The organism is Curtobacterium sp. MCBA15_013 (genome assembly GCF_001865095.1).
Lineage (GTDB): Bacteria > Actinomycetota > Actinomycetes > Actinomycetales > Microbacteriaceae > Curtobacterium.
The window spans coordinates 1-11,798 of record NZ_MJGQ01000039.1; the positions used below are offsets into that span (position 1 = coordinate 1).

General features: G+C 73.1%; 15 protein-coding genes. 7 read left to right on the plus strand and 8 right to left on the minus strand.

The features are described 5' to 3' along the window. Positions 1–304: 304 nt before the first annotated feature. A complete protein-coding gene (locus tag BIV01_RS13620) occupies positions 305–517 on the minus strand; it encodes a hypothetical protein (protein WP_071303181.1) in 213 nt (70 codons plus the stop codon). Positions 518–634: 117 nt separating this feature from the next. Here BIV01_RS13620 and BIV01_RS13625 point away from each other — a divergent pair, with 117 nt between their 5' ends. The 4 genes from BIV01_RS13625 to BIV01_RS13640 all read left to right on the plus strand — a co-directional run bounded on the left by BIV01_RS13625 (position 635) and on the right by BIV01_RS13640 (position 2,732). Beyond that, on the plus strand, positions 635–1,216 hold the full coding sequence (locus BIV01_RS13625; RefSeq protein WP_254789602.1) for an RNA polymerase sigma factor: 582 nt from the start codon (positions 635–637) through the stop codon (positions 1,214–1,216). Then, complete coding sequence (locus tag BIV01_RS13630; RefSeq protein WP_139199362.1) at positions 1,213–1,794, plus strand: hypothetical protein; 582 nt, start codon at positions 1,213–1,215, stop codon at positions 1,792–1,794. The genes BIV01_RS13625 and BIV01_RS13630 overlap by 4 nt, the downstream gene beginning before the upstream one ends. A gap of 9 nt (positions 1,795–1,803) precedes the next feature. Then, positions 1,804–2,193, plus strand: a complete 390-nt coding sequence (locus BIV01_RS13635; protein WP_071303182.1) for a hypothetical protein — start codon at positions 1,804–1,806, stop codon at positions 2,191–2,193. A gap of 179 nt (positions 2,194–2,372) precedes the next feature. Continuing rightward, entirely contained in the window at positions 2,373–2,732 is a 360-nt protein-coding gene (locus tag BIV01_RS13640) for a cupin domain-containing protein (protein ID WP_254791840.1), read from the plus strand. Positions 2,733–2,763: 31 nt separating this feature from the next. Here the strand turns inward: BIV01_RS13640 and BIV01_RS13645 are convergent, their stop codons facing one another. The 6 genes from BIV01_RS13645 to BIV01_RS13670 form a co-directional block, all read right to left on the minus strand. After that, positions 2,764–3,516, minus strand: coding sequence for an FAD:protein FMN transferase (locus tag BIV01_RS13645; RefSeq protein WP_254791841.1), 753 nt, complete (start codon positions 3,514–3,516; stop codon positions 2,764–2,766). Beyond that, positions 3,513–3,956, minus strand: a complete 444-nt coding sequence (locus tag BIV01_RS13650) for an FMN-binding protein (RefSeq protein ID WP_071303183.1) — start codon at positions 3,954–3,956, stop codon at positions 3,513–3,515. Before BIV01_RS13650 ends, BIV01_RS13645 begins: the two co-directional genes overlap by 4 nt. Continuing rightward, on the minus strand, positions 3,953–5,392 hold the full coding sequence (locus BIV01_RS13655; protein WP_071303205.1) for a ferredoxin reductase family protein: 1,440 nt from the start codon (positions 5,390–5,392) through the stop codon (positions 3,953–3,955). Before BIV01_RS13655 ends, BIV01_RS13650 begins: the two co-directional genes overlap by 4 nt. Positions 5,393–5,520: 128 nt before the next feature. Next, a complete protein-coding gene (locus BIV01_RS13660; RefSeq protein WP_071303184.1) occupies positions 5,521–6,903 on the minus strand; it encodes an ATP-binding protein in 1,383 nt (460 codons plus the stop codon). Beyond that, positions 6,900–7,583 carry a response regulator transcription factor gene (locus BIV01_RS13665; RefSeq protein ID WP_083414038.1) on the minus strand — a complete coding sequence of 228 codons (684 nt, stop codon included), beginning with the start codon at positions 7,581–7,583 and terminating at the stop codon, positions 6,900–6,902. The genes BIV01_RS13660 and BIV01_RS13665 overlap by 4 nt, the downstream gene beginning before the upstream one ends. A 1-nt stretch (position 7,584) precedes the next feature. Further along, on the minus strand, positions 7,585–8,304 hold the full coding sequence (locus BIV01_RS13670; RefSeq protein ID WP_071303185.1) for a VIT1/CCC1 transporter family protein: 720 nt from the start codon (positions 8,302–8,304) through the stop codon (positions 7,585–7,587). Positions 8,305–8,447: 143 nt separating this feature from the next. On the opposite strand from BIV01_RS13670, the gene BIV01_RS13675 reads away from it, so the two are divergent. Continuing rightward, positions 8,448–8,912 (plus strand): DUF2231 domain-containing protein, encoded by a 465-nt coding sequence (locus tag BIV01_RS13675; protein WP_071303207.1) that lies wholly within the window; start codon positions 8,448–8,450, stop codon positions 8,910–8,912. Between the two features lie 13 nt (positions 8,913–8,925). Here the strand turns inward: BIV01_RS13675 and BIV01_RS13680 are convergent, their stop codons facing one another. After that, the gene (locus BIV01_RS13680; RefSeq protein ID WP_071303186.1) at positions 8,926–9,813 is read right to left on the minus strand and encodes a universal stress protein; all 888 of its coding nucleotides are present in this window, start codon (positions 9,811–9,813) and stop codon (positions 8,926–8,928) included. 247 nt (positions 9,814–10,060) lie between these two features. Here BIV01_RS13680 and BIV01_RS13685 point away from each other — a divergent pair, with 247 nt between their 5' ends. Both BIV01_RS13685 and BIV01_RS13690 read left to right on the plus strand, forming a co-directional pair. Beyond that, the gene (locus tag BIV01_RS13685) at positions 10,061–10,936 is read left to right on the plus strand and encodes a universal stress protein (RefSeq protein ID WP_071303187.1); all 876 of its coding nucleotides are present in this window, start codon (positions 10,061–10,063) and stop codon (positions 10,934–10,936) included. Next, on the plus strand, positions 10,936–11,796 hold the full coding sequence (locus tag BIV01_RS13690; RefSeq protein ID WP_139199363.1) for a universal stress protein: 861 nt from the start codon (positions 10,936–10,938) through the stop codon (positions 11,794–11,796). Before BIV01_RS13685 ends, BIV01_RS13690 begins: the two co-directional genes overlap by 1 nt. Positions 11,797–11,798: the final 2 nt, after the last annotated feature.

Here is an 11,798-nt window from a genome sequence, read left to right on the forward strand (position 1 = left end):
CGAAGCAGTCGTGGTGGTCGTGGTGTCAGCCATGTTCGTTCCTTCCGTAGACCCGCCGGGCGATCCCAGCGGTTGCTGTTCACGGATGAGACGGGGCCCACCAGACGGAAGTCACACCCGGCTCGTGCTGTTCAGCGATGTCCCAGGAACGGGGTCGGACGACGGGGTTCTTGTCCCCCGCCGACGACCGCGGCGGCACCCGGCGCGCAAAGCGGCCGCGGCGTCGCGCGGGCTGTCCCGTTCCCGCGCGATCCCGGGGCCGCACGGGCTCGAGCGTGCGGAGCGCCGGCGACGGGAGTAGCGGCTACAGGTCCTGCAGTCGGCGGCCGGTGATGCCCTCGTTCCACCGCGTGACCGAGCCGCTGACGACCGACTCGTGGTGTCCCGCGTGCCCGTCGGCGAGTCCGCAGCGCCACCGGTCGAAGACGCTGAGGCACGGGATGCGGGGAAGCCGGTCGGACCCGGTGCCGCTCGGGACCGGGTCGGCGGAGTACGTGGCGTTGCTGTCGTCGATCATTCCGCGGAGAAGACGACGCGACACCCGGTTCCGTCACGAAACGGTCGGCCTCCGGTCCGCCCGGGCGTTTCGCCGCCGGCCGGTGCAGGGTGGACGGACCACGACCGGACGACGACCGTGGACGACGACCGGAAGGCGGGGATGGACCACGACGATCCCCTCCTGCGTGCGGAGGACGCCACCCTCGTGGTCCGTGCCGTCGAGGGCGACGTGCGGGCGTTCGAGGTCCTCGCCCGGCGCCACGGCCCGGTGATGCGCCTCTACGCCGAGCAGATGCTCGGTTCGAACGTCGAGTCGGACGACGTCGTGCAGGACTCCTTCCTGACCGGCTGGCGTCGACTGTCCGACCTCAACGACCCCGCCCGGTTCCGTCCGTGGGTGATGCAGATCGTCACCCGGAAGGCGCTCGACCGGCTCCGCCGACGACGACACCACGACGACGTCGACACCGTGCAGCACCCGGCCGAGGTCGCTCGGCAGCCGGAGCGTATCGTCGAGACGCGGATGCAGCTCGACGCGATGTGGACCGCGCTCGACCGCCTCCCCGCAGACCAGCGGCGGTGCTGGCTCCTGCGTGAGACGGCCGGCTACAGCTACCAGCAGATCGCCGACGAACTCGAGCTGCCGGTGTCGACGGTGCGTGGGCTGCTCGCTCGTGCCCGTCGGTTCCTGACCGTGGAGATGGAGGCATGGCGATGAGCGACATCGACGATGTCCCCGTGCCCGAGGACGACCTCGACAGCCACACGATGGAGGAGCTCGCGGAGTACCTCGATCGTGGCCGGTCACCACGCGACCCCGCCATCGAGGGCTCTGCCTCGTGCCGTCTCGCCCTGTCGAACATGGAGCGGCTGCGCGAACTCTCCCTCGGCGCCCTGCAGCACCGGGCCGACGCCGAACCGGACCGCGAGACCGACTGGGTCGACCGGTTGCTCGCGACGATCCGCTCCGAGGTCCGCCCCGGTCGGGACGTGCCCGTCCCCCACCCCGATCCCCGACTCCGCCTGTCCATGACCGAGGCCGCCGTCCGTGGACTGGTCCGGCGGACCGGCGACACGATGGGCGGGGTCGTGATGGGCAGCTGCACGCTCGACGGCGAGCTCGGCGACCCCGGGGCCCCCGTCCACGTGCGCGTGACCGCCGGACTCGTCTACGGGGCGCCCGCGGACGAGACCGCCGACCGCCTCCGGGTGCGGATCGCCGCGGCGCTCGCACGCCACACCACCCTGACCGTTGCGTCCGTCGACGTGGTGTTCGACGACGTCTACCTGCCGTAGGAGCCCGACGTGAGCGACGAAGCGCTGTCCCGAGCCCTCACCGACCGGATCCGGGGCGTCCCCGGCGTCACGGGCGTGTACCCGACGAGGCCGATCGTGCACGCGGCCGCGGAGGCCGTCGCATCGACCTTCGCGCTGCAGGAGCCCGACGTGCTCGTCGATGTGCACCGCGACGGCCCGGCGCTCCGGATCGGGGCGGGGATCGCCGTCGACGACGCACGTCCGGCACCGGAGACGGTCCGCGAGGTGGGCGAGCGCATCCGTGACCTGGTCGACGAGCGGACGGGCGCCCCAGCCGACCTGGTCGAGGTGACGATCCGGCTCGTCGAGGGCATCGGCGGACCGGTCGACGAATCGGCCGGTCCCGATGCGGGCGAGCACGTCGCGACACCCGGCTGACGGAGGCCGTGCCGCCCTCGACGCACCGAGGACGGACGGGAGGCGCGGTGCGGGCCCGCACCGCGCCTCCCGTCCGTGCCACGACCGGGCGTCCGCATCGCGTTCTGGATCGCGCAGGTGCGCGCCGGCACAGCCGGACGAGGATGAGTCCCGATCACCCCGTCGAGGAGGCGAGCGCGATGATGCGGACCGACGACGATCCCCTGCAGACCGATCCCGAGCACTACCGGCTGCTCTGGGAGAACGAGCACGTCCGCCTGCTCGACTACACCGACGTACCGGGCGACCGGACCCACGTGCACCGACACCCGGCGAGCGTCATGGTCACGCTGACGGGCTTCGATCGCCGACTGGTGGCCGACGGGAGGGAGCTCGACGTGGCGTTGCCCGCCGGGACCGCGGTGTGGCTCCCGGCGCAGCGACACAGCGGGCGGAACACCGGGTCCACACCGACCCACACGATCCTGGTCGAGCTCCTCGACGTGCCGGTCGAGGGCCCGGACCCGACCGTGCTCGGACCGGGCCCGAGCCAGAGTTGAGCGTGGTGTCCCAGCAGGCCGGCACCGTCGATCAGGGGGCCGCGGGGACCTGACGGACGGTCGCGGCGGCGCCGGGGGTGGCCCAGACCGTCCCGTCGGCGGCGAACGCGAGCACGTCGACGTCGGCTTCGCTCGTGAGCCGCCGGAGGTCGTCCTCGTCGCCGGCGACGACCGCGGTCGCGAGGACGTCCGCCGTGACGATGTCGTCGGCGATGACCGTCGCCTGGACGAACGTCGCGGTCGCCCGGCGCCAGATGTGCTCGCCGCGCTCGGCGGTGCCGGAGGTCGCGACGGCACGACGAGGTGCCTCGAGCCGGACGACGCCGACGACGGTGTCCCGGTGGGCCGGATCGACGACGCCGACGCTCCAGGGGTCGTCGGCGCGCTGGTGTCCGCGGACGAGCACGTCGCCGCCGGCGCTGACCATCCAGTCGCCGTCGCCGTCACTCGCGGCGTCGAGGACGGCTCCGGCGTCGCGGATCGCGAGCGCCTTCACGACGCCGGAGAGGTCGATCACGCCGTCCGGGCGGTGCGGGGTGAACGCGCCCCCGGTGCGCTCCCGCCAGTCGAGCGCGAGCGCGTAGACGTCACGCACCTCGGACGGGGTGTCCGCGAGCCGGACCGAACCGTCGGCGACGCGGCTGAGGACCGACGACGGGTCGTACAGGCTGTAGCGGTGGTCGTAGCCGGCGAAGACGGCGCGCACCTCGGATGCGGCCTCCGGGGTGGCTCCCCGGAGGCTCACGACGGTGCCCATCGTCTCGAAGGTGGTGACGCCGCTCACAGTCCGGCCCTGTCGATCGCGGACTGGAGGGACGTCGTGTAGCCCTCACTGGTGAAGGTCGCGCCGCTGACGGACTGGATCTGCGCGGACTGCGCCTGCAGCGCCTCCTGGCGGAGGATCGGGGCCGCCTGCTGACTGATCTGCACCGACCGCCCGTCGCTGTTCGTGAGCTGCAGCGCGGTGACGTCGGTGATCGTCCCGTTCGCGACGGTGATCTGGACCTGCACCGGGCCGTACCGGGTCTGCGTCGTGTCGCCGGTGAAGGTGCCGGTGGCAGAGGACCCGCCGGTGGTGCCGGTGCTGCTACCGGTGGTGCCGGCACCGGACGTCGTGCTCTGCTGTGCCGGTGCGGTGACCGCGGGCTGGCCGCCGAGCTGCCACCCGACGACCAGGACCGCGATCGACGAGACGACCCCGCCGGCGATGACGCGTGCTCTCATGACTCGAACCGTTCCTGGTGGATCTGGTGCTCGGGGACGCCCGCGAGCCGTGCTTCGCGGACGACGAGGTCCGACCACGTCCGCGGCCCGCACACGTACAGGTCCGACTGGAGCAGGTTCGGGAACACCGACCGGAGGGAGACCCCGCGCCGGACGTCCTCCTCGGTCATCCAGCTCTCGCGGGAGCGGGACCGGTGGCCGACCATCGTGTACAGCCGGCTGCCCGTCGCCTCGGCGAGGTCCGCGGTCTCGTGCCACAGGTACTGCTGGTCGGCGTCGGTCCCGCGCAGCAGCACGGTGGCCTCACCCGGACGGAGGTCGGTGTCCTCGAGCAGCGACCGCACGGGGGTGATCCCGATGCCGGAGGCGACGAGGGCGAGGTACGGCGCGGTCCGAGCGCGGCTGGTGAACAGGCCGTAGGGGCCCTCGAGGGAGACGAACGCACCCGGGGTGATCCGGCCGAGTCGCGCGGAGCCGGCGCCGAGGTCACGCACCGTGATCCGGGCACGATCGCGGCCGGGGACGGCGGAGAACGACACCGGGTGGGCGTGCCACCACGTCCGCGCGGTCCAGAAGCGCCACACCCCGTACTGCCCGCCCTCGGTCCCGAGGCGGTCGAGGTCCCGTCCGGCGAGGTGGATCGACACGACGCCCGGTGCGATGGGCTCGACGCCGACGACACGGATGCGGTGGCGGAGCGTCACGACGAGGGGCAGGGCGAACCGGTACAGGGCGATCAGGCCGAGGGCCAGGACGTACAGCGCGATCCAGTAGACCCGCTGCCACGTGCCCTGCGCGAGGACGCTGCCGACGCTGAGCATGTGCGGCAGCGCGACGAGTACCGCGGCGTAGCTGAGGAGGTGGATGACGTGCCAGGCCTCGTACGGCAGGCGACGGCGGACCGCGACGAGCGAGGACACCACCACGGCGACGAACAGCCCGAGTCCGAGGTAGGCCAGCGGCATGTCCGGCGTGGAGAAGAGCGCGATCGTCTCGGCGATCGGCCCGGTGCCCGCCGAGGCGCCGTACCCGAGGGTCAGGAGCGCTCCGTGCGCGAGCAGCAGGTACAGCACGGGCTTCCCGAGCGACCGGTGCACCGCGATGGCGTTGTCCTGGCCGAAGGTCCGGTCGATGAGCGGCACGCGCGCGGCGAGCACGAGCATGACGAGCACGAGGTCGGTCGCGACGAGTCCCGCGACGATCCCGGCGTCGGTGAGCCAGCCGCCGATGCCGACGACCGTGTGCGATCCGGGCGACACGAGCCAGAGCATGACGGCCACCGCTGCCGAGACCCAGGCGAGGATCCCGAGCAGGTCGGTGACGGCGTTGCGGCGGCGTCCGGCTCGGCGCCGGCGACGGGCCGCGACCTCGAGGGGTTCGTCGTCTCCGACGGGTCTCGGGACGGGACGAGCAGTGGGGCGAGCGGTGTCGATCATCGGCTCGTTCCTCTCCAGCATGTGATCGGGTGGCTCACAGCATCGGCATCGGAGCTATGGAGGAACCCGGAACGGGACGTGTCCTTCGTTCGAGACTTCGAGTGATCGACGCCGGCGTCGGATCGGCGTCAGGTCGCGGGCAACCGGACGGTCGCGATCGCGCCGCCGTTCTCGCCGTCCTCGCCGTTCTCGCCGTTCCGGAGCGACGCCGATCCACCGGCGCGCTCGGCGATCCCGCGCACGAGCGCCAGACCGAGTCCGCTGCCACCGAGCACCGCACGCCGCGCACTGTCCGCCCGGGCGAACCGCTCGAAGGCCTGGGGCAGGAAGTCCTCGGGGACACCGTGACCGTCGTCGACGACGGTGAGTTCGAGCGCGTGCGATGCGTCCTGGGCGAGCGTCACCCGGATCACACCGCCGTCGGCGCCGGCGGCGATCGCGTTCGCGACGAGGTTGTCCACGATCCGGGCGAACGCCGCGGGCTCGAGCGCGTACCGCTCGTCGGGAGCGTCGAGTGCCGCCGTGAAGTCGATGTCCCGGTCGACGGCACCGCCGAGTGCTCGTGCGCGGTCGATCGAGCCCATCAGCTCCGTCACGAGCGCGGCCGCCGGGGTCGACGGTGCGGGACCGGACTCGTCGAGCCGGCTGAGCTCGAGCATGGTGTTCGCGAGTGCCACCAACCGCGCGGCGTCCCCCTCGGCACCGCGCAGCTCGCGTTCGAGGGCCTCGGCATCGCCCGACGAGCGGTGCGCGAGTTCGAGCCGAGCGGTCAGGGCGGCGAGCGGTGTCCGGAGTTCGTGACTGGCGTCGGACACCATCCGCCGCTCCCGCTCGGCGTTCTCACGCTGCCGGTCGATGAATGCGTTGAGCGTCCGGGCGAGGGCGGCGAGCTCGTCGTCCGAGGTCCCGACCGGCAGGTGGCCGCCCGCGGTCCCGGCGCTCAGGTCCTCGGCGGTCCGCCGCATCCGCCCCACGGGTCGGAGTGCCAGCGTCGAGAGCAGCCAGGCCGTCGCCGCGAACGCCACGAGCGCCAGGACCGTCCCGACGACGAGCGAGCGGTCCACGCGCTCGAGTGTCTCCTGCCCGGCACGGCCGTCGTGGGCCGCCCACACGACCGCGGAGCCGTCGTCGTTCGTGACCGGCACCCCGACGACGGTGACGAGCCGGTGCCCGGTGTGCAGACGGAGCGTGACCTCGTCCTCGGGGACGCCGGACGGCAGCGACGCCCGGATGTCCCGCGGCAGCGAGTCGACGAGCCACGAACCGGAGGAGGTCCGGATCCCGACCAGGACGTCCTCGGCGGGGCGGTCCGGCGCCTCGTCGGGGTTGTGGCGGAGGTCGGAGACGAACGGCGCGGCGTCCCCGGCGGCGAGGGACTCGTCGGTCGCGATCGTCGCCCGCTCGATCTGCACGTGGAGCACGACCGCGATCCCGGAGAGGACCACGGCGCCCACGACGAGGCTGCCGAGCGTGATGCGCGCGCTGATCGAGAGGCGGCGGAGGAACCTCATGCCGTCGGCACGACCTCGAGCGCGTAGCCGACGCCGCGCACGGTGCGGATCGCGACGTCGGCATCCGCCGCCTGCAGCTTCTTGCGGACGTAGCTCACGTACTGGTCGACGATCGTCGGGTCGAAGTGCTCGGCGCTCCCCCAGACCTCCTCGAGGACCTCGGCGCGGGTCCGCGGTGCCGGCGAGCCCTGGATGAGGAAGCGCAGCAGCGAGAACTCCTTGACGCTCAGTGGCAGGTCACGCCCGCGCACGGCGGCGCGGACGGCGACGGTGTCGAGTCGGACCGAGCCGGCCTCGACGACCGTCGCGGTCCCCGCCGCGCGACGGCGCAGGTGGGCTCGGATGCGGGCGTTGAGCTCGGCGATCGCGAACGGCTTCGTGAGGTAGTCGTCGGCACCGGAGTCGAGCCCGAAGACCCGGTCGTCCACCGCGTCGCGCGCCGTGACGAGCACGACCGGGAAGTCCTCGCCCATCTCGCGCAGCCGACGGCAGACCTCGAACCCGGACATCTCCGGGAGCATGACGTCGATCGCGGCCGCGTCGAAGGACTGCGCGCGGGCCTGGACGAGCGCGGCGACGCCGTCGGACACGACGGTCACGGCGTGCCCCTCGCCGACGAGCCCGCGTTCGACGAGCGCACCCATCTCGGGGTCGTCCTCGACCACCAGGATGTTCGCCACGTCACACCACCCCGCTCGTCCCGAGGAGCGACCCGATCGCGAACGTCGCCGCGAGGGCGAGCGCTCCGCCGACGACGACGCGGACGGTCGCGCGCCGCACCGATCCGCCGCCGATCCGCGCACCGGTCGCGCCGGTCAGCGCGAGGGCGAGGAGGACGACGACGAAGGTCACCGGGACCCGGACCGACTCCGGGGGCAGCAGGATCGCGAGCAACGGCAGGACGGCGCCGACGGAGAACGCAGCGGCCGATGCGAACGCCGCGTGCCACGGGCTCACGACCTCGTCCTCGTCGATCCCGAGCTCGGTCGTCAGGTGCGCGCGGAGGGCGTCACGCTCCGTGAGCTCGGACGCCACGGTCTCGGCGGTCGCCCGCTGGAGCCCGCGTGCCTGCCACAGCTGCGTGAGCTCCTCCAGCTCGGCGACCGGGTCCTCCCGCAGCTCCCGGCGCTCCTTCTCGATGAGTGACCGCTGGCTGTCCTTCTGGCTGCTCACCGACACGTACTCCCCGAGCGCCATGGAGACCGCGCCACCCACGAGTGCGGCGATCCCGGCGGTCGCGATGGCGGGCACCGATGTCGACGCCCCGGCGACCCCCACGACGATCGACGCCGTGGACACGATGCCATCGTTCGCGCCGAGCACCCCCGCGCGGAGCCAGTTCAGGCGCGCTGCGAGGTCGCCATCGTGCGCCTCACCGGGGTGGGGTTCAGGTGCGGTCATGGTCCTGATCGAACCAGGTCGTGCCCGTCGTGTTCGAGCGCGGGGTCGTGTTCGTGTGAGGTTTCGAACGATGCCGGCGCCCGGAAGCGCTTGGCTGGAGCCACAGCGCCGGTGTCGATCGGCGCACGATGTGGAAGGCCGACATGGACTGGCAGTTCGGCGGGATACCGCTCCACCCCCTCTTCGTCCACCTCACCTCCGTCGCGGTCCCGGTCGCGGCCCTCACCGCGATCGCCGTCGCCGTGTGGCCGGCAGCGCGACGGTGGCTCGCCGTCGGTGCGCCGGTCATCGGGCTGGTCGCACTGGTGTCCGTCCCGCTCGCGACGTCCTCCGGCGAGTGGCTGGAGCACCACGAGCAGGAGACCGCGTTGCTCGAACGGCACACCGAGCTCGCCGACGGGATGCTCCCGTGGTCGATCGCGGTCTTCGCGCTCCTGACGCTCTGGTGGGCCTGGCACCGCTTCGGGACCGCCCGGGTGACGAACAGCGGCGCGGTGCGGGCCGTCGGGATCGTCGGACCGGTGCTGCTCGTGCTGGTCGCCGTCGTCTCGATCATCGAGGTCGTCGTCATCGGCCACGCCGGAGCTGAGTCCGTCTGGAGGGGGTAGGAGGCCGGCACGCTCACCAGCGGAGATGGGCGTCGCGTCGCGAGCTGTCGTGGTCGTGCGCTCGCTCGCGCTCCGCTGCTGCTGCCAGCACGACGGCGGGTGCTGACCGAGGCACCACGCAGAGCGGGACGGACGAGCGGTGCATGAGCGACTCGCCGACCGACCCGCCGAGGAACGCGCCGACCGCCGAACGGTGACGCCGGCCGACGACCACGACGGAGGCCGTCGCAGCCGCGCGCGCGAGCGTCTCGGACGGTCTCCCCTGTCGGAGCTCGCCCCGCATCCGGAGATCGGGGTGCGACCGGCTCACGGTCCGGATGGCCGCGTCGAGCTCGAGCTGCCCCTCGTGCTCCCACCGCGGCCGGTCGCGCTCGAGGTACACGGCACCGAACGGGGAGACGCTCGTCGGCGGCTCCCACGCCCGCACGAGGACGAGTCCGTCCCTGCACCCCGCCGCGAGCTGGGCGGCGAACGCCAAGGCCGTCCCCGCGGTGCGACCGTCGACCCCCACCACGACCGCGTCTTCGTCGCGTCCGGCCCGCCATCGCTCGGGGACCACGACGACGGGGACGGCGACGCGCGCGACGATCCGCTCGGCGACCCGACCGGTGAGTGCCGCCCACACACGCTCCGAACGGCGTCCGCCGATGACGAGCACGTCCCCGTCCGTCGCGTCGACGAGCAGTCTGGACACGGTCGGGCCGTCGACGACCTCACGGACGACGCGCAGGCGCGGGTGGCGATCCCGCAGCCGGTGCTCGGCGATCGTGAGCCGCCCGGTCGACCGTTCCCGGGACTCACCGGCCCGCTCGTGCACGGTGAGGAGCCGGACGACGTCGTCGTCACGGACGGCGACGTCGAGCCAGTCCAGACCGTTCCAAGATGCATCGGAATCGTCCACCGCGACGATCCATCGAGTCGGTTGTGGCATGAGCGGTCCTCTCGTCGGCAACGGTCACGACGATGCGCTGTGCGATCGCCGGCCGCCAGGCCGTTGGTCCCCCGAGCCTCCGAGGTCGGCTCGCCGCACGATGCCAGAGGACCTTCGTCCCTGCCCCGGCCCCACCGGGGCACCGTAGCGTCGCGTCGACCGAAGCGGTGCGAGCCGCTGGCGACGCACCGTGCAGCCGCCAGGGAAGGAAGCGATCATGACCGCGTACACCGTCGCCATCGACGACTCCGTCGCCGGCTGGAAGACCGTGGACTGGGCGGTCGACGCCGTCGAACCCGCGGTCGACGACGTGCGACTGCTGACCGTCAGCGAGTTCTTCGGCGAGGCGCTGACGCGGTCGGAACACCGGCTCGACGCCGCCGAACAGCGCCTGCGTACAGTGCACCCGGGACTCTCGGTCACACACGACGTCACGGGCGGCCCGACCGCCGACCGGCTGGTGGCGGACGCCGCGCTCGGGGACGTCCTCGTGATCGGCGCACCGCAGGTGCACACCCTCACCGCAGCCATCACGGGGCGGGTGGCGGAACGGATCGTGGCGCACGCAACCACGCCGGTCGTCGTCGTCCCCGAGGAGTGGGAGCGCAGCGACGGGCCGGTCGTGGTCGGCGTCGACGGCCGGTCCGCCGCGTCCGCGCTCGCCTGGGCCGCCGACGCCGCCGAGCGACGCGGCGCGGACCTCGCCCTCGTCCGGGCGTGGGCGGTCCCGACCGCGATGGCACCGTACGCCGACATCTCCCTCGAGGAGGACCGCGTGCTCTGGTCCGACGAGGCCGACATCGAACTCCGCGCGGCCCTGCGGGCGGTCGGTGGGGCGCACCCTGCGCTGCGCGTCGACGGGTCGTCGCTCGAGGGCCAGCCGCGCGACGTCGTGCTGCAGTCGTCCCGCGGCGCGTCCCTCGTGGTCGTCGGACGGCGCCACCGGACCGCCCTCGGCGGCTTCCTCGCCGGGTCCGTCGGCGAGCGACTCTTGCACCGCGGGCACGCGCCCGTGTGCATCGTCCCCCAGCCGCGCCGGGTGGCCGGGTCCGACGACCGCACACGCGAGCCTGCACACGCCGAGGCGCGGTGATGCGCGACGGGAACGCCGTCACGACCGAGCACATCGTCGTCGGCGTCGACGAACACGACGCGAGCGACCGCGCGGTCGACTGGGTCGCGCTCCGACGGGTGATCCCCGGCAGTCACATCGAGGTCGTCACGGTCGCGAACGGCTGGGGCGGGGACGTGCCCGCGCTCGACCGACGACTCCATCGGGCGACCGAACGCCTCACGGGTGCGCACCCCCGGGTCGAGGTCACCACGGCCACGCTCTTCGGGGCGCCGGACCGCGTCCTGGTCGAGACCGCGGCCAGGGCAGACCTGCTGGTCATCGGCTCCCGACGCCAGCACCGCGTCCGCACCGCGCTCGACGGCTGGATGCCGGAGCGCGTCCCGACACTGTCGACCGTCCCGACGGTCGTCGTCCCCGAGGACTGGCGTCCGACCCGCGGCGACGTCCTGCTCGGCGTCGACGACGCGAGCGGTGACACGGCGCTCCGCTTCGCCGGCGCGCAGGCGGTCAGGGACCACCGGCGCTTGACCCTGGTCCGGGCGTGGAAGGCCCCGGTGAGCGCCCGGGTCGGAGGGCTCAGCGTCCTCGAGGACCCGGACCTCATCCGGGAGCACGCCCGCAGCGTGCTCGTCGACGCCGAACGACTCCTCCACATCCGGTTCCCCGGTCTCCGGCACCGACCCGTGCTCGAGGAGGGTGACCCCTCGGAGGTCCTCGGGCGACACGCGAGCGAGGCCTCGGTGATCGTCCTCGGACGACAGCACCGCTCGGTGCTCGGCGGGCTGTTCTTCGGGTCCACCGCGCACGAGCTCATCGCCGCCTCACGGACTCCGGTGTGCATCGCGCCGCTGCGGACGCCGACCCCGGACGGGCGATGACG

Coding starts and splice junctions, on each gene's coding strand:
- BIV01_RS13620 (WP_071303181.1), bottom strand. CDS start 517: ATGATCGACGACAGCAACGCCACGTACTCCGCCGACCCGGTCCCGAGC.
- BIV01_RS13630 (WP_139199362.1), top strand. CDS start 1,213: ATGAGCGACATCGACGATGTCCCCGTGCCCGAGGACGACCTCGACAGC.
- BIV01_RS13640 (WP_254791840.1), top strand. CDS start 2,373: ATGATGCGGACCGACGACGATCCCCTGCAGACCGATCCCGAGCACTAC.
- BIV01_RS13650 (WP_071303183.1), bottom strand. CDS start 3,956: ATGAGAGCACGCGTCATCGCCGGCGGGGTCGTCTCGTCGATCGCGGTC.
- BIV01_RS13655 (WP_071303205.1), bottom strand. CDS start 5,392: ATGATCGACACCGCTCGCCCCACTGCTCGTCCCGTCCCGAGACCCGTC.
- BIV01_RS13660 (WP_071303184.1), bottom strand. CDS start 6,903: ATGAGGTTCCTCCGCCGCCTCTCGATCAGCGCGCGCATCACGCTCGGC.
- BIV01_RS13670 (WP_071303185.1), bottom strand. CDS start 8,304: ATGACCGCACCTGAACCCCACCCCGGTGAGGCGCACGATGGCGACCTC.
- BIV01_RS13675 (WP_071303207.1), top strand. CDS start 8,448: ATGGACTGGCAGTTCGGCGGGATACCGCTCCACCCCCTCTTCGTCCAC.
- BIV01_RS13685 (WP_071303187.1), top strand. CDS start 10,061: ATGACCGCGTACACCGTCGCCATCGACGACTCCGTCGCCGGCTGGAAG.
- BIV01_RS13690 (WP_139199363.1), top strand. CDS start 10,936: ATGCGCGACGGGAACGCCGTCACGACCGAGCACATCGTCGTCGGCGTC.